Origin of the sequence: Streptomyces sp. HNM0574 (genome assembly GCF_012726235.1) — a bacterium.
Lineage (GTDB): Bacteria > Actinomycetota > Actinomycetes > Streptomycetales > Streptomycetaceae > Streptomyces.
In genome coordinates this window covers 137,586-159,984 of sequence record NZ_JAASAH010000008.1, presented here as the reverse complement: position 1 = coordinate 159,984, position 22,399 = coordinate 137,586, and the positions used below count along the sequence as shown (strand labels likewise).

Annotated in this window: 4 protein-coding genes; 1 reads left to right on the top strand and 3 read right to left on the bottom strand. The window is 73.6% G+C overall.

The window, feature by feature from the left end; genetic code table 11:
- The first annotated feature begins 11 nt into the window (after positions 1-11).
- Positions 12-821 (top strand): response regulator transcription factor, encoded by an 810-nt coding sequence (locus HCC30_RS16170; RefSeq protein WP_346776659.1) that lies wholly within the window; start codon positions 12-14, stop codon positions 819-821.
- Here HCC30_RS16170 and HCC30_RS16165 read toward each other — a convergent pair.
- The 3 genes from HCC30_RS16165 to HCC30_RS16155 all read right to left on the bottom strand — a co-directional run bounded on the left by HCC30_RS16165 (position 816) and on the right by HCC30_RS16155 (position 22,251).
- Complete coding sequence (locus tag HCC30_RS16165) at positions 816-7,385, bottom strand: type I polyketide synthase (RefSeq protein ID WP_169443235.1); 6,570 nt, start codon at positions 7,383-7,385, stop codon at positions 816-818. The two genes, HCC30_RS16170 and HCC30_RS16165, sit on opposite strands and share 6 nt — an antisense overlap.
- Positions 7,386-7,399: 14 nt before the next feature.
- Entirely contained in the window at positions 7,400-8,440 is a 1,041-nt protein-coding gene (locus HCC30_RS16160) for a ketoacyl-ACP synthase III family protein (protein WP_169443234.1), read from the bottom strand.
- Positions 8,441-8,517: 77 nt separating this feature from the next.
- Entirely contained in the window at positions 8,518-22,251 is a 13,734-nt protein-coding gene (locus HCC30_RS16155) for a non-ribosomal peptide synthetase (protein ID WP_169443233.1), read from the bottom strand.
- Positions 22,252-22,399: the final 148 nt, after the last annotated feature.

The window sequence follows — 22,399 nt, the reverse complement described above, 5'->3', positions numbered from 1 at the left end:
TGGTGGGTCGGGTGGATACGGGCGTCCTTCTCGTCTGCGAGGACCAGCTGGATCGGGCCGGTCTGAACGCTGTTTTCGGCAAGGAACCGGGAATGGCGATCGTCGGTGACATCGAATCACCGGCGACGGCACAGCGGGTGGCGTGCCGGTATCGGCCGGACGTCATCCTGTGCAGTGAACGGGTGCTCTCGCGCGAGACGTTGGTGCTCGCCGAGCGGATAGCGGCGCAGTCGAGCGACGCGCGGCCGGTCCATCTGATCGTGCTGGTCTCCTCCCTGGACGACCAGGCCGTCAGCCTGCTGCGGATCGGCCGCTGCACGCTGTTGAGCCGGAGCGTGGGGCCGGCCGAGCTGATCGCGGCGGTGCGGATGGCCGCCGCCGGATATCTTCCGGTGCGGACCGATCTCGCGAGGAATCTCGCCACCGCTTCGGTCTCCCTGAGGGGAGCTTCGCAGGAGACCCTCGAACAGGTGCGGAATTTAACGAGACGGGAACGACGGGTATTCGAGCTCATGGTTCAGGGCCTCTCGAATCCGGAAATCGCAGCGGGACTCGGAGTCGCGGAGTCCACCGTCAAATCCCATGTGCAGAACATCCTCGGGAAACTCGCACTGCGGGACCGTGTGCAGGCGGTCATCTTCGCGTACGAGGCGGGCATCGTGCGGCGCCCCGCGCCCCTGGGCGAGCGTCTGGGGATGGCCGTCGTCCCGGGTCCCGCGGACAAAGGCGGGGACCCGGGGCCTGCCCGGGCACGGCGTACGGGGAACGGGCGGGCCCTGAGCGACACCGCTGCGCAGGGCCCGCCGCTGATCACCTCATGAACGTCCCTCCAGTTCCCCGGTGATGAACTCCGTGAGGTCGGCCAGGCTCTGACCACCCAGGATGCGTGCCAGCGGCACCGTGACCTCGTACGCGCGCTGCACCTGGCCGCGTACCTCGGTGGCCATCAGGGAGTCCAGCCCCTGCCTGTTGAGCGGCTTGCGGGCACTCAGCCGCTGGGGCGGGAGTGCCAGCACCTTGGCGAGGCGTTCGGTGAGGAACTCCCGTACGGCGTCCGGGCCTTGCGCGGTGCCCTCGGAGGGCTCGGCGGGCTCCGGACGGGGAGGCCCGGCGGGTTCCGGGCGCGGCTCCGGGGCCGCAACTCGCTGCTTGGGCAGGGGCGTCGGGGGCTCGGTGGGCGCCGGTTCCTCCCCCACCAGTTCCGTCAGCAGGGCGTCGCGTGCCGCGTCCGGGTAGGCGGTGCGCCAGCGCTGCCAGTCGGTGGCGAGCACCGTGGCCTGGGTGGAGGTGCCGGCGAGCAGGTCCTGGAGGAGGCCGATGGCCTCGTGCGGGGTGAAGCTGTCCATTCCCTGAGGGGCCAGGTCGCGGCCGTGTTCCTCGGCGTACCGGGCGACCATGCCGACGGTGGACCAGAAGCCCCAGTTGACCGAGAGCGCGGGCAGGCCGCGGGCCCGGCGGTGGTGGGCCAGGGCGTCGAGTGCGGCGTTCGCGGCGGCGTAGGCGCCCAGCATGGGTGAGCCCAGGACGGCGGAGGCCGAGGAGAACAGGGCGAAGAAGTCCAGCGGCGTGTCCTCCAGCACCCGGTGCAGGGTCCACGCGCCGGTGACCTTGGGCCGGACCGTGGCGGAGAACGCGTCCGGGTCCAGCTCGGCCGCCGGGGCGAGGTCGATGACGCCGGCCGCGTGCAGGACGCCGCGTACGGGCGGACGGCCGCTCTCCGCGTGCTCCCGTAGCAGGTCCCGCATCGCGGCCTCGTCGGCGACGTCCACGGCGTGGTAGGTGACCCGGGCCCCGTCGCGTTCCAGGGACTTCAGCAGGGGCGCGCGGCCGCCGAGCGGGCTGCGGCCCACCAGGATCAGGTCGCGGGCGCCTCGGTGGATCAGCCACTTGGCCAGCTCGGTGCCGATGCCGCCGAGCCCGCCGGTGATCAGGCAACTCCCGCCGGACACCTGCCAGTCGGCGCCCGGAGCCGCTGCCGGGGCGGCCGGGGGTGCGGGCACCGGAACCGCCGTCTCAGGGCTGCCGTCGAGGCGGAGCAGGACCTTGCCGACGTGCTGGGCCCGGGCCATCCGCCGGAACGCGGACTCGGCGTCCGCGCCCTCGTAGACCTCGTACGGCAGCGGCTCGAAGGCGTGGCTCTCGACGAGTTCGAGCACCCGGTCGAACAGTACGCCGGCCTGCCGGGGCCGGTTGCGGAGCATGTCGACCAGGTCCATGGCGTGGAAGGTGAGGCTCCTGGAGAACGGAAGGAGGCCGATCCGGCTGTTCTCCAGAAGGTCCTTCTTGCTCATCTCGACGTACCGTCCGTACGGCGCGAGCAGCGACAGGTTCCGGGAAATGGCCTCGCCGGAGAGGGAGTTGAGGACGACGTCGACACCCTCGCCGCGGGTGGCGTCGAGCACCGCGTCCGCGAAGCCGGTGGAGCGGGAGTCGGCGACGTGCCGGATGCCCATGGTCTTCAGCAGGGCCCGCTTCTGCGGGCTGCCCGCCGTCGCGAACACCTCGGCGCCGCGCCACAGTGCCGTGCGGACGGCGGCCAGGCCGACGCCGCCGGTCGCGGAGTGGATCAGCACCCGCTCCCCCGGTGCGAGTCCGGCCAGTTCGTGCAGCCCGTGGTACGCGGTGAGGTACGCGGCGGGCAGGGTGAGCGCCTCCTCGGCCGTCAGCCGGGAGGGGACGCGGGCCACCAGGCGGGCGTCGGCCACGACGTGGCTGGCCAGCGCGCCCTCGGCCAGGGCCACCACCTCGTCCCCCGGCCGCACGCCCGCCGCGCCCTCGCCGAGCCGGGTCACCACGCCCGCGCACTCCCAGCCCAGCGCGGCGCCTTCCGGCAGGCCGGGGTAGGCGCCCATCGCGGTAAGCACGTCGCGGTAGTTGAGCGCGGAGTGGGTGGTCCGGATCTCCACCTCGCCCGGTCCCGGGCCCCGTTCCGGCACCGGGACCCGCTCCAGCGAGTCCAGCAGTCCGGCCGTGCGGGCGCGCAGGGCGTACCGGGCGGGCGCCCGGCCGACTGCCGCGCGCGGGGCGGGCGGTGCTGCGGACGGAGCGCGGGGCACCAGGCGGGGTACGTAGCGGCGGCCGCCGCGGAACGCGATCTGGTGCTCCCGGCCCGTCCCGCCGAGGAGTTCGGCGGCGAGCGGGGAGAGGTCCCCGCTGCCCGGCTCCAGGTCCACCAGGGTGCACGTCCACCGCCGGTACTCCTGGGCCAGCGAACGGCCGAAGCCCCACAGCATCGCCTGCCCGACCGAGACCGGGCCCGGCGCTTCCGGCAGATGCTGCGCGCCCTCGGTCACCAGGAAGAGCCGGGGGACCGTCCCGGCCTGTGCGTCCAGTGCCCGCACCAGGTGCAACACGCTGTGGCAGCCGAGCTGTTCGGCCCGCCGCACCGCCCGCGCCACGTCCGCCGCCGGTTCGGTGCGGCTCTCCGGGTCCCGGGCCGTGCGCGACCATCCGTGCACGATTCCCGCGCAGGGTTCGCCGCCCGTGTCCCGGTCGAGGTCGTCGAGCAGGCGGCGGTGGCCCTCGGCCGAGTCCGGGGCGATCCGGTACCGGTCGGGACCCGGACGCTCGTACGCCGTGCCCTCCTCCACGACGACCACGCGGCCGCCGAGGAGCCCGGCGAGCGTGGCCGTGGCCTCGTCCGCGCCGCCGAACAGCAGCCAGTAGCCGTCCGGGCGGGCGGCGGGGGCGGGTGCCGCGGCCGGCCGCCAGACGACGTCGTGCACCCATCCCGAGGTGTCCCTCGGCTGCTCCCTGGGCACCAGGAAGCGCAGCGTCACGCCCTCCAACTCGGCGATCAGCAGGCCCTGTTCGTCGCGCACCTGGACCGTCCCGACGACCGCGTCGGGGCGTACGGCGGTGCGGACCGCATGGCTCCACACGGGCCCGTCCGGGCGGTGGTGGAGGCGGACGGCGGTGATGCCGCCGAGGACGAACGCGTCGTGCTCGTCGGCCGGTCCGGCGTCCCCGATGGCGGCGGCCAGCGTGTGCCCGCAGGCGTCGAGCAGCGCCGGGTGGAAGAGGTGGCGGTCGTCCACCGGGCCGAGCGAGGAGGGTGCCTCGATCCGCGCCAGCGCCTCCGCCTCGCCGCGCCACACGGCGCGGACCCCCTGGAACGCGCCCAGCCACTGGTTCCCCTTGGCGGCGAACGCGCGGTAGAACTCGTCGCCGGTGCTCTCGGTACAGCGTGCCGTGACGGCTTCGCGGGTGGCCGGTTCCGACGGGGCGGCGCCCGTCCCCCCGAAGTCCAGGCCGCCCGTCACCCGGCGGGAGAACTCCGTCTCCTCCGCCTCCCGGGCACTCACCTCGAAGGACCAACTGCCGTCCGCAGCAGGGGTGATCGCCACCCGGACCACCGGCGGCGCCTCCTCGGGCCTCAGATAGATCGCCCGGTGGTAGGTGACGTCCCGCAGCTCAGGGACGGTGCCGCGCGCCGCGCGGGCCGCCGCCGCGACCATCTCGACGTAGGCCGTCCCGGGGATGATCACGACGCCCTGCACCTGGTGGTCCCGGAGGTACGCGTTGGCCGCGAGGTCCACCGGGCCTTCCCACACGTGCCCCTCGCCCGGCACGGGCCGGCCGAGCAAGGGGTGGTCGCCTTCGTCGGTCTTCTCCCGCGGCGCTGGCCCCCCGGCGGAAGGGGTGTCGGGGAACCAGTACCGCTGCCGCTCCCAGGCCGGGCCCGGCAGCCGGACGTACGCGGACTCCTTCTCGAACAGCCGCCCGAGGTCGAGGGGCTGTCCGTTGAGGTGGACGGCGGCCAGCGAGTCCAGCAGGCAGGCCGTCTCGGGCTCGTGCCGCCGGGTCGAGCCGACGGCGAGGCTGCCGGCCGGTGCCGCGTCGACGTACTCGCGCATCGCGGGGACGAGGATCGGGTGCGGGCTGACCTCGACGAAAACCGTCGGCCCCCGCTCCAGCAGGCGTTCGACCACCGGGCCGAAGAGCACCGGCTGCCGCAGGTTGCGGGCCCAGTAGTCGGCGGTGAGACCGCTGCCGTCGACGGGCTCGGCGAGCACCGTCGAGTACATGGGGACGGTGCCGTCCCGGGGGTCGAGGGTCTTCAGCGCCGTCAGCAGGGGCTCCCGCAGCGGCTCCACCTGCGGCCCGTGCGAGGCGAAGTCCACCCGCACCAGACGGCAGAAGACGCCCTTCTTCTGGAGCGTCACCAGCACCTCGCGCATCGCGTCCCCGTCGCCCGAAAGGATCGTCGACGAGGGGCCGTTGACCGCCGCGACCGACACCAGGCCCTCGTACGGCTCCAGCTCGCGCGCGGCGTCGGCGGCGCTCAGCTCCACCGAGGCCATGGCGCCCCGGCCGGAGACCTCCTTGGCCAGGGCGCTCCGGCGGCAGATGACGGCGGCGCCGTCGGCGATGCTCAGCGCTCCGGAGGCGCAGGCGGCGGCGACCTCGCCCATGCTGTGGCCGACGACGACGTCCGGTTCGAGGCCCCAGGAGCGCCAGACGGCGGCGAGGGCCACCTCCATCGCCCACAGTGCGGGCTGGACGACGGCGACGTCCTCCGGCTCCTCCTCGGCCTCGGTCACCAGCTCGACGACGGACCAGCCGCTCTCCCTCCGGATCGCCGCGTCGCACTCCTCCAGTGCGCGCCGGAACTCCGGTTCGGTGCGGAAGAGTTCGCGCCCCATGCCCACCCACTGGGAACCCTGGCCGGGGAAGACGAACACCACCTGGGCGCGCTCCGGGTACACCTCGTCCGCCGAGCGCAGGAAGGCGGCCGGCTCGCCGTCGAGGAAGGTGTCCAGTTTCCCGGCCAGTTCGCGGCGGTCCGAGCCGACCAGGGTCAGTCTGCTCTCCCGGTGCTCACGGCGGGTCGCCGCGCTGAAGCACACGTCCCGCAGAGGCGCTGCCTCGCCGTCGTCTCGCATCAGCAGGTCCCGGTAGTCCCGCGCCACGCGGTGCAGCGTCTCGGGACGGTGGGAGGAGAGAGCCAGCAGCCTGGCCCGTGCGGGCTCGGGCCCGGGGGTGGCCGGTGCGGTGGCCTCGGGGCGGTAACCGCTCAGGACCACATGCGCGTTGGTGCCGGAGATGCCGAACGAGCTGACGCCGGCGACCCTCGCCCGCTCCCCCTCGGCCCACCGCGTCGTCTCCTGCGGTACCCGCACCGGGGCGGCCTGCCAGTCGACCGCCGGGGTCGGCTCGGCGCTGTGCAGGCTCGGCGGGACGAGGCCGTGCTCCAGCACCAGGACGGCCTTGATCAGCCCGGCGATGCCGGCCGCGCCCTCGGCGTGCCCGATGTTCGACTTGACGGAGCCGACGAGCAGCGGCTCCCCGTCCTCGCGGCCCTCCCCCAGCACGGTGCTCAGTGCGCGCAGTTCGACCGGGTCACCGGCCGCGGTGCCGGTCCCGTGGGCCTCCACGTAGTCCACCCGCGCCGGGTCCACACCCGCGTCCGCGTAGGCCGCGCGGAGGGTCTCACGCTGGGCCGTCTCGGCCGGGGCCATCATCGCGTCGCTCCACTGCCCGTCGTTGACGACGGCGGAGCCCCGGATGACGGCGCGGACGGCGTCCCCGTCCTCCAGCGCCGTCCGCAGCGGCTTCAGCACGACGACGCCGACGCCCTCGCTGCGGACGAAGCCGTCGGCGGAGGCGGAGGCGAATTTGCACCGCCCGTCGGGTGCGAGCATCCGCCCGTCGGAGAAGGTGATGCTCTCCTCCGGGACGAGGACCAGGTTCACGCCGCCGACCAGCGCCGTCGTCGACTCCCCGCTGCGCAGGCTCTGGCAGGCCAGGTGCACGGCGGTCAGCGAGGAGGAGCAGGCGGTGTCCACGGTGAGGCTGGGGCCGTGCAGGTCGAACGCGTAACTGAGCCGCCCGGACAGCACGCTGGGCGCCGTCCCCGCGTTGGCGTAGATGTCGAGGACGCCCCGGCGGCTCATGGTGTCCCAGTAGTTGCGGCCCATGGAGCCGACGAAGACCCCCGTGCGGCCCTCCGCCAGCCGGGCACGGGTGAGGCCCGCGTCCTCGACGGCGACGGCTGCCGTCTCCAGCAGCAGCCGCTGCTGCGGGTCCATCCGGCCGGCCTCGCGGGGGGCGATGCCGAAGAAGTCGGCGTCGAAGGCGTCGATGCCGTCGAGGAATCCGCCGTGCCGGCTGACGATCTTGCCGGGGGTGCCGGGCCTGGGGTCGTGGTAGGCGTCGATGTCGAAGCGAGTGGGCGGGACCTCGGTGATGCAGTCGTGCCCCTCGCACAGCCGCGACCAGAACTCCGTCTCGTCGGCGGCCTGCGGGAAGGAGCACGCCAGGCCCACGACGGCGACGGCGTGGTCGGGATGGAGGGCCGGTTCGGCCGGGGGCTGCTGCCGTGCGGACGGGCGTGGGGCCCTGGACTGCCTGCTGTCCCTCTTGGCGTTCTTGCGGTGCGTCATCGTCGTCTTCCTTGTCAGAGGGCCCAGGAGGCGGTGGCGGTCATCGTCAGGACGGCGCTGCTGACCACGAACCCCGGCGCCGAGCCGGCGAGCAGCACATGGTCACCGGCGGCGAGCTGACCGGTCGTCACGAGGTGGTCCAGGGCGACCACGTGGTCGCTGGCGCCGAGGTGGCCGACGGTGCGGCCGAAGTCCCAGGTGGAGGTGGACTCCGGCAGGCCGAGCGGGTCGAGGAAGAACTGCCCGACCAGATAGCGGCCCTGGTTCACATAGATCGCCCTGGCGACGTCGCCGGGACCGATCCCGGCCTCCTCCAGGGAGCGCCGGGCCACCTCGGCCTGCTTCTCGGCGATCAGCTCGTTGATCGCGGCGAGCGGCCGGTGCTCCCGGCTGAAGTCGCGGGCCCGCGCGAGCATGTCGATGGCGTCGATCTCGTCGCGGCCGTGCGGGTCGAACAGCGGCTCACGGCCCCGGTGCAGACCCTCCAGCTCGGGAACCGCCTGCTGGTTGACGGACCGTACGCGGGCGATGCCGTCGTCCGTGGTGAGCGTCATCGCGCTGGCCGCGTCGCCGATGACGGTGCCGGGGCCGTAGCCGCGCCACCGATTGCCGTGCGGGGAGGCGAAGTTGTCGGCGGTGGTGAGCAGGGCGGTGCGGCGTGCCGGGTCGGCGGCGAGCTGCCCGGCGGCGAGTTCGAGGGCCGCCAGCATGCCGTTGCAGCCCTGTCCGACCTCGAAGACGGGGATGTCGCCGCCGCCCAGTTCGCGCAGGATGTAGCCGCCCGGGTACCACATGGCCGGGCCCTGCCGCAGGACGTGGGAGTGGATGAGCAGGTCGAGGGAACCGGCGTCGGTTCCGGCCCTCTTGAGCGCGTCCCGTGCGGCCGAGACGGCCATCTCCACGGGTGGTGTCTCGCCGGCGACGAGGGTTCCGGTGACCCCCGAGTCCAGCATCAAGGTCTCGTCGTAGAGCCCCAGTTCGATGGCGCGTCGGCTGCTCATCCGCTCCGGCAGATAGGTTCCCAGCCCGCTGACATGGATGTTGTCTGGCCGCATGAGGATTCCTCGCGTGATTCGGCGGGTCGTGTTTCGTGTGCGCCGTGAGTGGTGTGCGCCGTGTATCGGGGGGGTGTTCAGGAGTGGTCCGAAAGGTGGCGGGTGAGGACGCGGCACACTTCGCCGAGCGGCCCGGGGCCGGTCATCGCGTCGTGTGCGCAGGCGAGGGGATGGTCGTCGACGCGCCCGGCCGCGTACGGGGCCCAGGCGGTGCTGTCCGGCGCGTCCTCGGCCCGGCCCTCGGTGGCGGTGAAGAACAGGACGTCGCCGTCGAAGAGTTCGGGCTCGTGCGCGTTCAGCAGGCGGATGTTGCGGACGGCGACGTCGACGAGCTCCCGCACCCGCTCCGGGCCGAGTGACGCGGGGACGCTGTTCTCGGCCAGGACGAGGGGCAGCAGCGCGTCCGGGTCGACGGGGCCCGCGCCCGCCGCCCCGGTGTCCAGGCCGGCGTGGTCGAGCAGTAGGCGCAGGGCGTCCTCGTCGCCGCGGACCTTTTCCCGGAACGGCGCCCCGGGGTAGGCGTCCAGCAGCGCGAGGACGGGGACGTCCTGGCCCTGCCGGCGCAGCTCCACGGCCATGGCGTGCGCGACGACGCCGCCGTAGGACCAGCCCAGCAGCCGGTACGGCCCCTCGGGCTGGATCTCGCGCAGGGCGCGGACGTACGCCGCCGCCGTCTCCCGCAGCGTCGCCGGACCGGGCTCGCCTCCGGAGAACCCGCTCGTCTGGAGCGCGTGCACCGGGATGTCCGGTGAGAGCCCGCTGAGCAGGCCCGCGTAGCACCAGCCGAGGCCGCCCACCGGGTGCACGCAGAACAGCGGCGGACGTGCGCCGCGCGGGCGCAGCGGGAGCACCGTGCCGAAGCCGTCCGCGCCGTCCGCGTCCCCGTCCTCGCCGGAGTCGAGGCGGCGTGCCAGGCGGGCGACGGTGGGGGCCTCGAAGAGCGTGCGGGCGGTGTGGCGGGTGCCGAACGCCGACTGGACGCGGGTGATCAGGCGGGTGGCGAGCAGCGAGTGGCCGCCGAGGTCGAAGAAGTTGTCGTGGACGCCGACGGATTCCTGCCCGAGGGTCTCGGCGAACAGGGTGGCGAGCAGGTGTTCCCGGGGTGTGCGGGGCGGGTCCTCGCCGGCCGGGGCCGTCCGGCCGGGTGCGGGGAGCGCGTCGCGGTCCAGCTTTCCGTTCGGGGTGAGGGGCAGCCGGTCGAGGGGGACGACGGCGGCCGGAACCATGTGGCCGGGCAGCCGCGCCGCGAGGTCCCGGCGGACCTCCGCGACGTCGAGGGCCGCCGGGTCGGGGGTGACGGCGTAGGCGGTGAGCCGGGTGTCGCCGGGCCGGTCGGTGCGGGCGAGGACGACGGCCCGGTCGACGTCCGGCCTGCGGGTGAGGGCGGACTCGATCTCGCCCGGCTCGACGCGGAAGCCCCGGACCTTGACCTGGTGGTCGGTGCGGCCCAGGTGGTGCAGCGTGCCGTCGGGGTCCCGGCGGGCGAGGTCGCCGGTGCGGTACATGCGCGACCCGGGCGGCCCGTACGGATCGGCGACGAACCGTTCGGCGGTGAGCGCGGGCCGGCGGTGGTAGCCGCGGGCGAGCCCGTCCCCGGCGATGTAGATCTCGGCGGGAACGCCCGGGGGGACGGGGCGCAGCGCCGGATCCAGGAGGTGGACGCGGGTGTTGGGGTTGGGGCGTCCGACGGGGGGCGGGTCCTGCGGGGTGAGGGGGTCCGAGAGGGTGGCGCAGGCGGTGGTCTCGGTGGGCCCGTACGCGTTGATCATGCGGCGTCCCGGGGCCCAGCGGGCCACCGTCTCGGGCGGGCAGGCTTCCCCGCCGACGACGAGGGTGGTGAGCCGGTCCGGGAGCGGGTCGAGGTCGTGGAGGACCGCCGGGGGCAGCAGGGCGTGGGTGATGCGGTGGTGGGTGAGCTGCTCGGCGAGGGCCTGGCCGGTGAGGAGTCCGGGCGGGGGGACGACGAGGGCGGCGCCGGTGGTGAGTGCCATGAGGGTTTCCATGACGGTGGCGTCGAAGCTGAAGGAAGCGAACTGGAGGACCCTGCTGGACGGTTGGAGGGCGAAGCGCTCCGTCTGGGCCTGTGCGAGGGCGAGCAGCCCGGTGTGCGGGACGGCGACGCCCTTGGGGCGCCCGGTGGAGCCCGAGGTGTAGATGACGTAGGCGGTGTTCTCGGGCCTCAGTGCGGTCGTGGGGTCGGTGGCGGGCTGCCGGGTGAGCGCGTCCGTGGTGCCGTCGGCGTCGAGGAGGAGCCGGGGGACGGTGGTGCCGGGCAGGCCGTGGGCGGTGTCGCCGGTGGTGAGGACGAGGGCGGGGCGGGCGTCGTCGAGCATGAAGGCGAGCCGCTCGGCGGGGTGTTCGGGGTCGAGGGGGAGGTAGGCGGCGCCCGCCTTGAGCACGGCCAGCATCGCGACGACAGTCTCGGCCGAGCGGGGCAGTGCGAGGGCGACGATCTGTTCGGGGCCGACGCCCTTGCCGATGAGCAGGTGGGCGAGACGGTTCGCGCGGGCGTTCAGTTCGGCGTAGGTGAGGGCGTGTTCGCCGTGGATCAGGGCGGTACCCCGGGGCGTGGCAGCCGTCTGGGCCTCGAACAGCGCGGGCCAGCAGGTGGGTTCGAGGGCGCGTGCGGTGTCGTTCCAACGGGTGTCGAAGGCGTGCTGTTCCTCGGCGGTCAGGGCGTTGAGCTGCCGGACCGGTGCTTCGGGATGCTCGGCGACGGCCTGGAGGAGGTGGCGGAAGCGGGTGGCGACGGCCTCGGCGGTGCCGCTGTCCAGGAGGTCGGGCCGGTGGCCGACGGTGAAGGAGAGCGGGCTGCCGGGCACCACGGTGAGGCTGAGCGCGTAGTGCGTGCCGTCCTGCGCCCGGACGTCGGTGACGCGCGGTTCACCGGCGGAGGCGCCGAAGGCATCCGCGTCGAGCGGGTAGTTCTCCAGGACCGTGGTGGTGTCGAAGAGCTGGGCGTGCGGGGTGGTGCGCTGGATCTCGGTGAGGCCGAGGTGCTGGTGGCCGAGAAGTTCCGCCTGCTCCTTCTGGAGGCGGTCCAGGAACCGGGTGAAGGTCTCGGCGGGGCGGACGAGGGTGTGCACGGGCACGGTGTTGATGAACAGGCCCACCATGCCGTGGTGGCCGGGGAGTTCGGCGGGCCGGCCGGAGACGGTGGCACCGAAGACGACGTCCTCACGTCCGGTGAGGGAGTGGAGCAGCAGCGACCAGGCGCCCTGCACCAGGGTGTTGAGGGTCAGCCCGTGCGCGCGGACGTACTGGTGGAGCCTTTCGGTGGTCTCCGGGGTGAGGTGGTGGGTGAGGTGCCGCGGGGCGGCCGTCGGTCCGGTGGTGGGGGCGGGCGCGAGGAGGCAGGGCTGGTCGAGGGTGCTGAGCGCGGCGGCCCAGGCGGTGCGCGCGGCCTCGTCGTCCTGGCGGGCGAGCCAGGACAGGTAGTCGCGGTACGGGGTGGCGGGCGGGAGCGGGTCGCCCGGGCCCTCGTGGCGGTAGAGGGTGAGCAGTTCGCGCAGCAGCACCGGCAGTGACCAGCCGTCGAGCAGGATGTGGTGCAGGGTGAGCGCGAGGGTGTGCCGGTCGGGGGCGTGCCGGAGGAGGGCGAAGCGGAGCAGCGGCGGGTCGGCCATGTCGAAGCGCTCACCGCGGAGTTGGGCGAGTACGGGCTCGGTGCGTTCCGGCTCACCGGTCAGGTCCCTCTCCTCCCAGCGGAGGCGGGTCCGGGCCGGGATCACCTGGAGGGGGCGGCCGCCGGGGCGGTGAAGGAATCCGGCAGTGAGGTGCGGGTGCCGGCGCAGCAGCGCCTCGGCGGCGGCGCGCAGGCGTGCGGGGTCGATCGACCCTTCGAGTTCCAGGGCCAGTTGGACGAGGTACACGTCGGGCGCCTGCTCGTCGTACGAGGCGTGGAACAGCAGGCCCTCCTGCAGGGGGGTCAGCGGGAGGACGTCCGCCGGCTCCCGTTCGGCCGCGATGCGGTCGATCTCGTCCTGGGTCAGGCGGAGCAGCGGCAGGTCCGAGGGGGTGAGGCCACCCGCCTCGGGCGTGGCGGCGTACTCGGTGAGGGTGCCGAGGGCGCGGGTCCAGAGCTCGCCGAGGCGGCGGACCTCGTCCTCGCCGAGGAGCTGGCGCGGCCAGGTGCAGGTGACGGTGAGTTCCGGGCCTTCGGGGGTGTCCCGGGTGAGGGCGTTGACGGTGAGGGTGTGGTGCAGCGGCATGTGGGGGTCGGCGCCGCCGGAGAGCGGTTCGGCCTCGGCGGCGACCGCCCAGTCCGCGTCCCGGGCCGCCGGGAAGCGCCCGAGGTAGTTGAAGGCCACGTGCGGGCGCGGGAGCCGGGCGAGCCGTTCGGCCGTCCGGGAGTTGAGGTGGCGCAGCAGGCCGTGGCCGATGCCGTGGTCGGGCACGGCACGCAGCTGCTCCTTGACCCGCTTGAGCGCGTCGTGCGCGACGGGGCCGGACAGTGGTCCGGTGCCGGTGTCCAGGCGCTGCGGGTGGACGCAGGTGAACCAGCCGACGGTGCGGGACAGTTCGGCGCCCTCCACCACGTCCTGGCGGCCGTGTCCCTCCAGGTCGACCAGGAGGGTGCCGTCGGAGGGGCCGCCGCGCTCCGTCTGCCAGCGGTGGTGGGCGAGTCCGAGCCCGGTGAGCAGCACGTCGTCGATGCCGCAGCGGTATTGCGCGGGGACCTCGGCGAGCACGGCGCGGGTCAGCTCGGGGGGCAGGGTCCAGGAGTGGGTGACGGCTGTGGCGACGGTGTCGCGCGCGGGGTCCAGCGCGCGCCGCCCCGGCGGCGGGACGGGCGCCCGGAGCGCCTCGGCCCAGAGCTCCGGTTCGCGCTCCCGGTCCCGGCTGTGCGCCTCGTCCGTCAGCGCGTGCGCCCAGTGCCGGAACGACGTGGTCACCGGCGGCAGTTGGGGTTCCGTGCCGGAGGTGACCGCCTGCCACGCGGTGGCGAGATCCTCCAGCAGGATGCGCCAGGAGACGCCGTCGACGACGAGATGGTGCAGCAGGAGCAGCAGCCGGCCGGGGGCGGTGGGGCCCGCGTCGAGCCAGACGGCCTGGAGCATGACGCCGTCGGCGGGGTCGAGGCGGCGCTGTGCCCCGGCGGCCGCGTCGGCGACGGCGGACCGCAGCAGGTCGCGTTCCGTGGGCGGCGGCCCCTCGGCGTGGTGCAGCAGGCCGTGCACGGGCAGGGTGCCCGGCCCGGTGGTGCGCAGCCGGGTTCCCGAGGGCGTACGGACCAGCCGCGACCTGAGCATGTCGTGGTGGTCGACGACGGCCTGGAGGGTCGCGACGAGTTCGTCGTACGCGGCCCCCGCGGGGGTGCGGAGCAGGACGGACTGGTGGAAGCCCGCGACGGCGGGGTCCCCGGCGTCGAAGGCGTGCATCACCGGGGTCAGGGGCATCGAGCCGACGCCGCTGAGGCCGGCGGGGGCGGTGGGGGCGTCGTCCGTCTCGCGTGCCACCGCGGCGAGTCCGGCGACGGTCTGGTGCTGGAAGACGTCCCGCGCGGTGAGGACCAGTCCGGACTGGCGGGCGCGGCTGACGAGTTGGATGGACAGGATGCTGTCGCCGCCCCGGGTGAAGAAACTGTCGTCGATGCCGATGTCCTCGCCGGTCTGGTCGAGGGTTTCGGCGAAGAGGCCGGCCAGGATGCGTTCGCGGGGTGTGCGGGGCGGGCGGGCGGCCGCGCTGTCGGCGACGGGGTGCCCGGGTGCGGGGAGAGCGGCGTGGTCCGGCTTGCCGTTGGGGGTGAGGGGCAGCCGGTCGAGGGGGACGACGTCGGCCGGGACCATGTAGTCGGGCAGTTCGGCCGCGAGGCCGCGGCGCAGCGCCTCGGGGTCGGCGGGGGCGCCGTCGGTGACGACGTAGGCGGTGAGCCGGGCGGCGCCGGGCCGGTCGGTGCGGGCGAGGACGACGGCCTGGGCGACGTCCGACCTGCGGGTGAGCGCAGCCTCGATCTCGGCGGGTTCGATGCGGAAGCCCCGGATCTTGACCTGCTGGTCGCTGCGGCCCAGGTAGTCGAGCGTGCCGTCGGGGTGCCGCCGGCAGAGGTCGCCGGTGCGGTACATGCGCGAGCCGGGCGGACCGTACGGGTTGGCGACGAACCGTTCCGCGGTCAGCCCCGGGCGGCCCAAGTAGCCGCGGGCCAGGCCCTCTCCGGCGAGGTACAGCTCGCCGGAGACTCCCGGCGGGACGGGCCGCAGTCCGGCGTCGAGGACGTGCGCCTGGGTGTTGTCGAGCGGCCGGCCGATGGGCACGGTGGGACGTCCGGAGCCCTCGGGCGGCACCCGGTGGCTGGTCGCGAACGTGGTGGTCTCCGTGGGGCCGTACCCGTCCACGACGGCGAGGCCGGGGCAGGCGTCCTGCACGCGGGCGGCCGCCCCCGGGTCGACGGCGGCGCCGCCCACCCACAGTTCGCGCAGGGCGGCCAGGGAGCGGGGGGATTCGCGGGCGATCAGGTGGAAGAGGCCGGCGGTGAGCCACAGTGCCGTGACGTCGTGCTCGCGGGTCAGGCGCTCCAGTTCGGCGGCGTCCGGCTGGCCGGGCGGGGCGATGACGACCTCGCCGCCGGAGAGCAGCGGGACCCAGATCTCGTAGGTGGCCGCGTCGAAGGAGTGCCGGGAGTGGAAGAGCACCCGCCGGTGGTTGCCGTTGCGCCAGCACCGGTCGAGGGCGAGCTGGGCGACGGCGGAGTGCGGCACCGCCACGCCCTTGGGCCGGCCGGAGGAGCCGGAGGTGTACATCACGTAGGCGAGGTCCCGGGGATCGCCGGGGACGGCTTCGGCCTCCTCCGGGTGCGCGGCGAGTGCCGCGTCCACGGTCACCGGCCGTACGCCGTCGGGCAGTTGGCCGCTCTCCCGGGCGGCGGCGTCGGTGAGGACCACGCGGGTGCCGGTCTCGGTGAGGATCGCGTGGGTGCGGGGGGCCGGGTCGCGGTGGTCGAGGGGGAGGTAGGCGGCGCCGGTCTTCAGGACGGCGAGGAGACAGACGAGCAGGTCCGGTGACCGGTCCAGCAGCACGCCCACCGTGTCCCGCGGGCGTACGCCGGCGTCCAGGAGGGCGCGGGCCAGGCGGCCGGAACGGGCGTCCAGTGCGCGGTAGTCGAGCGTCTCGGAGCCGGACCGTACGGCCACGGCGGACGGGGTGCGCGCCGCCTGTTCGGCGAAGAGCCGGTGGACGGTGCGGGCCGCCTCGGGCCGCGACCGGGCGGTGTCGTTCCAGTCGCTGCGGAGGGCGTGGCGCTCCTCGGGGGTGAGGGGGTCGATGTCGCCGATGGGGGTGTGCGGGTCGGCGGCGACGGTTTCGAGGAGGGCGACCAGCCTGGTGGTGAGGTTCTGGGCTGTCGTGCGGGTGAACAGGTCGGTGGCGTACTCGAGATAGCCGTCCAGGCCGTCGGGCTGACCGGATGGTGTGCTGTTCTCGGCGAACCCGAAGGACAGGTCGAACTTGGCGATGCCGGTCGTCAGAGCCTGGGTGGTGGCGGTGAGGTCCGGCAGGTGCGTGGTGGGCCGGGGGTTGTCCTGGAGGGTGAGGAGGGTCTGGAAGAGGGGGTGGCGGGCCATCGAGCGGGTGGGGTTGAGGTGTTCGACCAACTGCTCGAAGGGCAGGTCCTGGTGGGCGTACGCGGCCAGGTCCGCGTCCTTCGCACGGCGGAGTACCTCGAGGTAGGTGGGGCTGCCGCCGGTGTCCATCCGCAGGACCAGGGTGTTGACGAAGAATCCGACGAGGTCGTCCAGGGCGTCGTCGGTACGGCCCGCGACGGGCGAGCCGAGCGGGATGTCCGTGCCGGCGCCGAGCCGGGTGTAGAGACTCGCCAGCGCCGCCTGGAGCACCATGAACAGGCTCGCGTGGTGCTCACGGGCGAGCCCGGACAGCGCCTGGTGGAGCTCGGGACTGATCCGGAACGTGATCAACTCGCCCCGGTGGCCGGCCACGGACGGACGGGGATGGTCGTACGGCAGGGCGAGCTCTTCGGGGAGGCCGTCCAACGCGTCGCACCAGTAGGCGAGTTGCTGTCCGGCGAGGCTCGTCGCGTCGTCCTCCGCGCCCAGCAGCTCCCGCTGCCACAGCGTGTAGTCGGCGTACTGGACGGGGAGCGGCGGCCGGTCCGAGGGGCGGTTCTCGCCGCGGGCCCGGTAGAAGTGGAAGAGGTCGTCGAGGAGGGGGCGGACGGACTCCCCGTCGGCGGCGATGTGGTGCAGGACGAGGACGAGGGTGTGCTCCTCCGGCGCCGTGCCGAACAGGCAGGCCCGCAGGGGCGGTTCCGTCGCCAGGTCGAAGCCGCGGCGGACGAACGCGTCCACCTCGTCCGACAGTGCTTCGGACGACGTGTCGTACGCCTGGAGGCGGGGCGTGGCCTCCTCCGCGGTGAGGATGTGCTGGTACGGGACTCCCCCGTCGTCGGGGAAGACCGTGCGCAGGCTCTCGTGGCGTTCCGTCAGGTCCGTCAGGGCGTCCTGGAGGCGGGAGTGGTCGAGGGTGCCGGAGAGGCGGAGCGCGAAGGGCACGTTGTAGGTGGGGCCGGGGCCCTCCAGCCGGTTGATGAACCACAGCCGGCGCTGGGCCGGGGAGAGCGGGATGCGCCCCACTCGCGCGAAGGGCACCGGTGAGGGCCGCAGGGCGTCGCCGTGGTCGAGCTGCTGGGCGAGTCCGGCGACGGTCGGTGACTCGAACAGCGTCTGCACCCGCAGTTCCGTGCCGAGGCTGGTGCGGATGCGGCTCACCAGACGCGTCGCCAGCAGCGAGTGCCCGCCCAGCTCGAAGAAACTGTCGTCCACACCGACCCGGGGCAGCCCGAGCACCTCGGCGAAGGCCGTGGCCAGCAGTTGCTCGCGCGGGGTGCGGGGCGGGCGGCCGTCCACGCTGTCGGGCGCGGGGGACGGGGCACTCCGGGGCTTCCCGGTGGGGATTGCGGGCAGCCCGTCGAGGTGCAGGAGGGTGCCGTCCGGGTTCCGGCGGGCGATGTCGCCCGTGCGGTACATGCGGGAGCCGGGCGGACCGTACGGGTTGGCGACGAAGCGTGCGGCGGTCGCTCCCGGGCGGTCGAGACGGCTCTGCGCGAGGCCGTCGCCGGCGAGGTAGATCTCGGCGGGGACGTTGGGCGGTACGGGGCGCAGGGCCGGGTCCAGCAGGAGGACGTGTGCCGAGTCGGCCTGTGCGTCCGCCTGTTCGGTCCCGGTGAGGCTGTGGAGGGTTTCCCTGACCTTGGGGTCAAGGGCCGCGTCGTTCCAGTGGGTTCGGAAGGCGTGGTGCTCGTCGGGGGTGAGGGGGTCGATGTCCTCGATGGGGGTGTGCGGATCGGCGGCGACGGTTTCGAGGAGAGCGACCAGCCTGGTGGTGAGGTCGTGCGCGGTGGTGTGGGTGAAGAGATCGGTGGCGTATTCCAGGTAGCCGTCCAGGCCGTCGGGCAGACCGGACGGTGTGCTGTTCTCGGCGAAGCCGAACGACAGGTCGAACTTGGCGATGCCGGTGATGAGCGCTTGAGCGGTCGCGGTGAGGTGCGGGAGCTGGGCGGTGGGCTGGGGGTTGTCCTGGAGGGTGAGGAGGGTCTGGAAGAGCGGGTGGCGTCCCATCGAGCGCGTGGGGTTGAGGTGCTCGACCAACTGCTCGAAGGGGAGCTCCTGGTGGGCGTACGCGGCCAGGTCCGCGTCCTTCGCACGGCGCAGTACTTCTAGGTAGGTGGGACTGCCCTGGGTGTCCATCCGCAGGACCAGGGTGTTGACGAAGAACCCGACCAGTCCGTCCAGCGCCTCGTCGGTGCGGCCGGCCACCGGCGTACCGAGGGGGATGTCGGTCCCCGCGCCGAGCCGGGTGTAGAGGCTCGCCAGCGCCGCCTGGAGGACCATGAACAGGCTGGCCTGGTGCTCACGGGCGAGCCGGGTCAGCGCCTCGTGGAGCTCGGGGTCGATCCGGAACGTGATCAACTCGCCCCGGTGGCTGGCCACGGACGGGCGGGAGTGGTCGTACGGCAGGGCGAGTTCCTCGGGGAGGCCGTCCAGGATGCCGCGCCAGTAGGCGAGTTGACGTCCCGCGAGGCTCGTCTCGTCCCCGTCCTCCCCCAGCAGCTCCCGCTGCCAGACGGCGTAGTCCGCGTACTGCACCGGGAGTGCCGGGAGCTCCGGGGCCAGGCCGCGGGAGCGTGCGTCGTACGCCGCCAGCAGGTCGTCCAGGAGCGGGCGGATCGACTCCCCGTCGGCGGCGATGTGGTGCAGGAGGAGGACGAGGGTGTGCTCCTCGGGCGCCGTACTGAACAGGGCCGCCCGGAGGGGGAGTTCGGCCGACAGGTCGAAGCCGTGGTGGACGAAGGCGTCCACCACGTCGGACAGTGCTTCGGACGAGGTGTCGTACGCCTGGAGGCGGGGCGCGGCCTCCACCCCGGTGAGGATGTGCTGGTACGGCGTTCCCTCCTCGTCCGGGAAGAGGGTGCGCAGGCTCTCGTGGCGTTCGACCACATCGGTCAGTGCCTGTTCGAGGGCCCGCCGGTCCACCTTCCCTTCGAGCCGGGTCAGGACGGGCAGGTTGTACGTGGCGCTGCGCGTGCCCTCCAGCTGGTTCAGGAACCACAGGCGGCGCTGGGCCGGGGAGAGCGGGACCGGGCCGGAGTGGTCGACGGGGGCCGGCGAGGGCCGCGCGGCCGCGCCGCTGTCGAGGCACCGGGACAGCTCGGCGACGGTGGGCGACTCGAACAGCGTCCGTACCGGGAGTTCCGTGCCGAGGCTAGTGCGGATACGGCTCACCAGACGCGTCGCCAGCAGCGAGTGCCCGCCCAGCTCGAAGTAGCTGTCGTCCACGCCGACTTGGGGCACCCCGAGCACCTCGGCGAAGAGCGTGGCCAGCAGCTGCTCGTGCGGGGTGCGGGGCGCGCGTCCGGTGGTACCGGCGGGCCCCTCCGGGGCGGGGAGCGCCTCGCGGTCCAGCTTGCCGTTGGGGGTGAGGGGGATGCGGTCGAGGACGACGACCGCGCTGGGCACCGCGTAGGCGGGGAGCTGCCGGGCCAGGGCGCGGCGCAGCGCGGTGGCGTCGTGCGCGGCCCGGTCGGTGGTGACGACGTAGGCGACGAGCTGGGTGTCGCCCAGGTCGTCCGTGCGGGCGAGGGCCACGGCCTGGGTGATGTCCGGACGGCCGACGAGGACGGCCTCGATCTCGCCCAGTTCGACGCGGAAGCCGCGGATCTTGACCTGGTGGTCGGTGCGGCCCAGGTAGTCGACCGTGCCGTCCGCGTTCCACCGGGCCAGGTCGCCGGTGCGGTACATGCGCGAGCCCGGGGGCCCGTACGGGTTGGCGACGAACCGTTCGGCGGTCAGCCCCGGGCGGCCGAAGTAGCCCCGGGCCAGGCCCTCTCCGGCGAGGTATAGCTCGCCCGCGACGCCCGGCGGGACCATCCTCAGGGCAGAGTCGAGCACATGGAGGCGCAGGTCCGGGAGGGGGCCGCCGATGGTACTGGCGGAGGAGCGGGTGTCCGCCTCGGTGAGGACGTGCCGGGTGGCGTAGACGGTGGCCTCCGTCGGCCCGTACATGTTCACCACGTCCGGCGCGGCGTCGGGATGGCGCGCGTACCAGCCGGTCAGCCGGGTCGGGTCGAGGGCCTCACCGGCGAGGATGACGCAGCGCAGCGGCGGGGTGCCGGCCGTTCGGGGCTGTTCCTCGATGGCCTGGAGCAGTTGGTAGAAGGCCGAGGGCGTCTCGTTGAGGACGGTGACCCGCTCCTCCGTGAGCAGTTGGAGAAGGTCCTCCGGGGTCCGGCTGGTGGTGAAGGGGACGACGACGAGCCGGCCGCCGTGCAGCAGCGCGCCCCAGATCTCCCACACGGAGACGTCGAAGGCGTAGCTGTGGAACAGGGCCCACACGTCGTCCGGGCCGAAGCCGTACCAGTGGTCGGTGGTGGAGAAGAGGCGGTGCACATTGCGGTGCGGGACGGCCACACCCTTGGGCCGGCCTGTGGAACCCGAGGTGTAGATGACGTAGGCGGCGTTGTCGGGCCGGAGGGCGGTCGTCGGGTCGGTGGCGGGCTGCCCGGTGAGCAGGCCGGCCGTCTCGGTGGTGTCGAGGAGGAGCCGCGGGGTGGTGGTGTCGGGCGGCAGGTGGAAGGGGGTGTCCTCCGTGGTGAGGAGGAGGACCGGCCGGGCGTCGTCGAGCATGAAGGCGATGCGTTCGGCCGGGCAGGCGGGGTCGATGGGGAGGTAGGCGGCACCCGCCTTGAGGACGGCGAGGATCGAGACGATCATCTCGGCCGAGCGGGGCAGCGCGAGGGCCACGATCTGTTCCGGGCCGACGCCCCTGCCGATGAGCAGGTGCGCGAGACGGTTCGCGCGGGCGTCCAGTTCGGCGTACGTCAGCGTGTCCTGCTGGAAGGTGAGGGCGTCGGCGTCCGGGGTGCGTGCCACCTGTGCCGCGAAGAGCTCGGGGACGCACAGCGGCTGCTGCGCGGGGTCCGGGTGCTGCGGCAACTCCGGCGCCAGCCAGGCCCGTTCGTCGTCGGTGAGGACGTCGGTCCGGTGGATCGGGGCGTGCGGATCGCCGGCCAGCCGCTCCAGGAGCGCGACGAAGCGCGCCGCCGTGTCCTCGACGGTCTTCGCGTCGAGGAGGTCGGGACGGAAGCACAGCCGCACGCGCAGCCGGGGACCGGGGGCGACGGACAGCGTCAGCGGATAGTGGGTGACACCGTCACCGTGTGCGGTGAACCGGCCGACACGGATGCCGCTCGCGGTGCTGTCGGCGTTCTCGATGTCCGTGGGGTCCAGGAGGTCGAGGGGGAAGTTCTCCAGGACGGTGGTGGTGTCGAAGAGTTGCGTGTGCGGGGTTTCCTGCTGGATCTCGGTGAGGCCGAGGTGCTGGTGGTCGAGAAGTTCCGCCTGCTCCTTCTGGAGCCGGTCGAGGAACCGGGCGAAGGTCTCGTCCGGGCGGACCACGGTGTGGACGGGGACGGTGTTGATGTACAGGCCGACCATGCTGTCGTGCCCGGGGAATTCGGGCGGCCGGGTGGACACGGTGGAGCCGAAGGCGACGTCCTCACGTCCGGTGAGCGCGTTCAGCAGCAGCGACCAGGCGCCCTGCACCAGGGTGTTGAGGGTCAGCCCGTGCGCGCGGACGAACTGGTGGAGCCGGTCGGTGACCTCCGGGGAGAGGTGCCGGGTGACGTGCTCGGGCGCGGCGGGCGTGCCGGTGGGGGCCGGCGCCGCGCTCAGCGCCGGGGTGAGGAGGCAGGGCTGGTCGAGGTCGGCGAGCGCCTCGGCCCAGGCGGTACGCGCGGCCTCGCCGTCCTGGCGGGCGAGCCAGGCCAGGTAGTCGCGGTACGGGGTGGCGGGCGGGAGCGGGTCGCCCGGGCCCTCGTGGCGGTAGAGGGTGAGCAGTTCGCGGAGGAGGACGGGGAGCGACCAGCCGTCCAGAAGAATGTGGTGGAGGGTGAGCGCGAGGGTGTGCCGGTCGGGAGAGTGCCGGAGGAGGGCGAAGCGGAGCAGCGGAGGGTCGGCCATGTCGAAACGCTGACGTCGCATCTCGGCCAGAACGCGCTCGGTTCCGCCGTCGGGAGAGCCGGTCAGGTCAACTTCCTCCCACCTGAGGCTCGTTCGGGCCGGAATGACCTGGAGGGGCTGTCCGGCGGAACGTGCGAGAAAGCCCGCGGTGAGGTGGGGGTGACGGTGCAGGAGGGCGTCGGCCGCGGTACGCAGACGTGCGGCGTCGACGGCGCCTTCGAGTTCCACGGCGAGCTGGACGAGGTACACGTCGGGTGCCTGCTCGTCGTACGAGGCGTGGAACAGCAACCCCTCCTGCAACGGCGCCAGGGGAAGAATGTCCAGGAATTCCGGCTGCTGCATGATCCGCTCTCCTCTGTTTCCCTTTTTCGTGGCGTTGACCCGCAGGCAACAGCCGTCCCGTGGCGGGGAATGCACCCGGGACAGCGATGACGCGCATGCGACAGCGGACCCGGCCGCACACCGACGGCCGGAATCCGGTAGGCGGAAC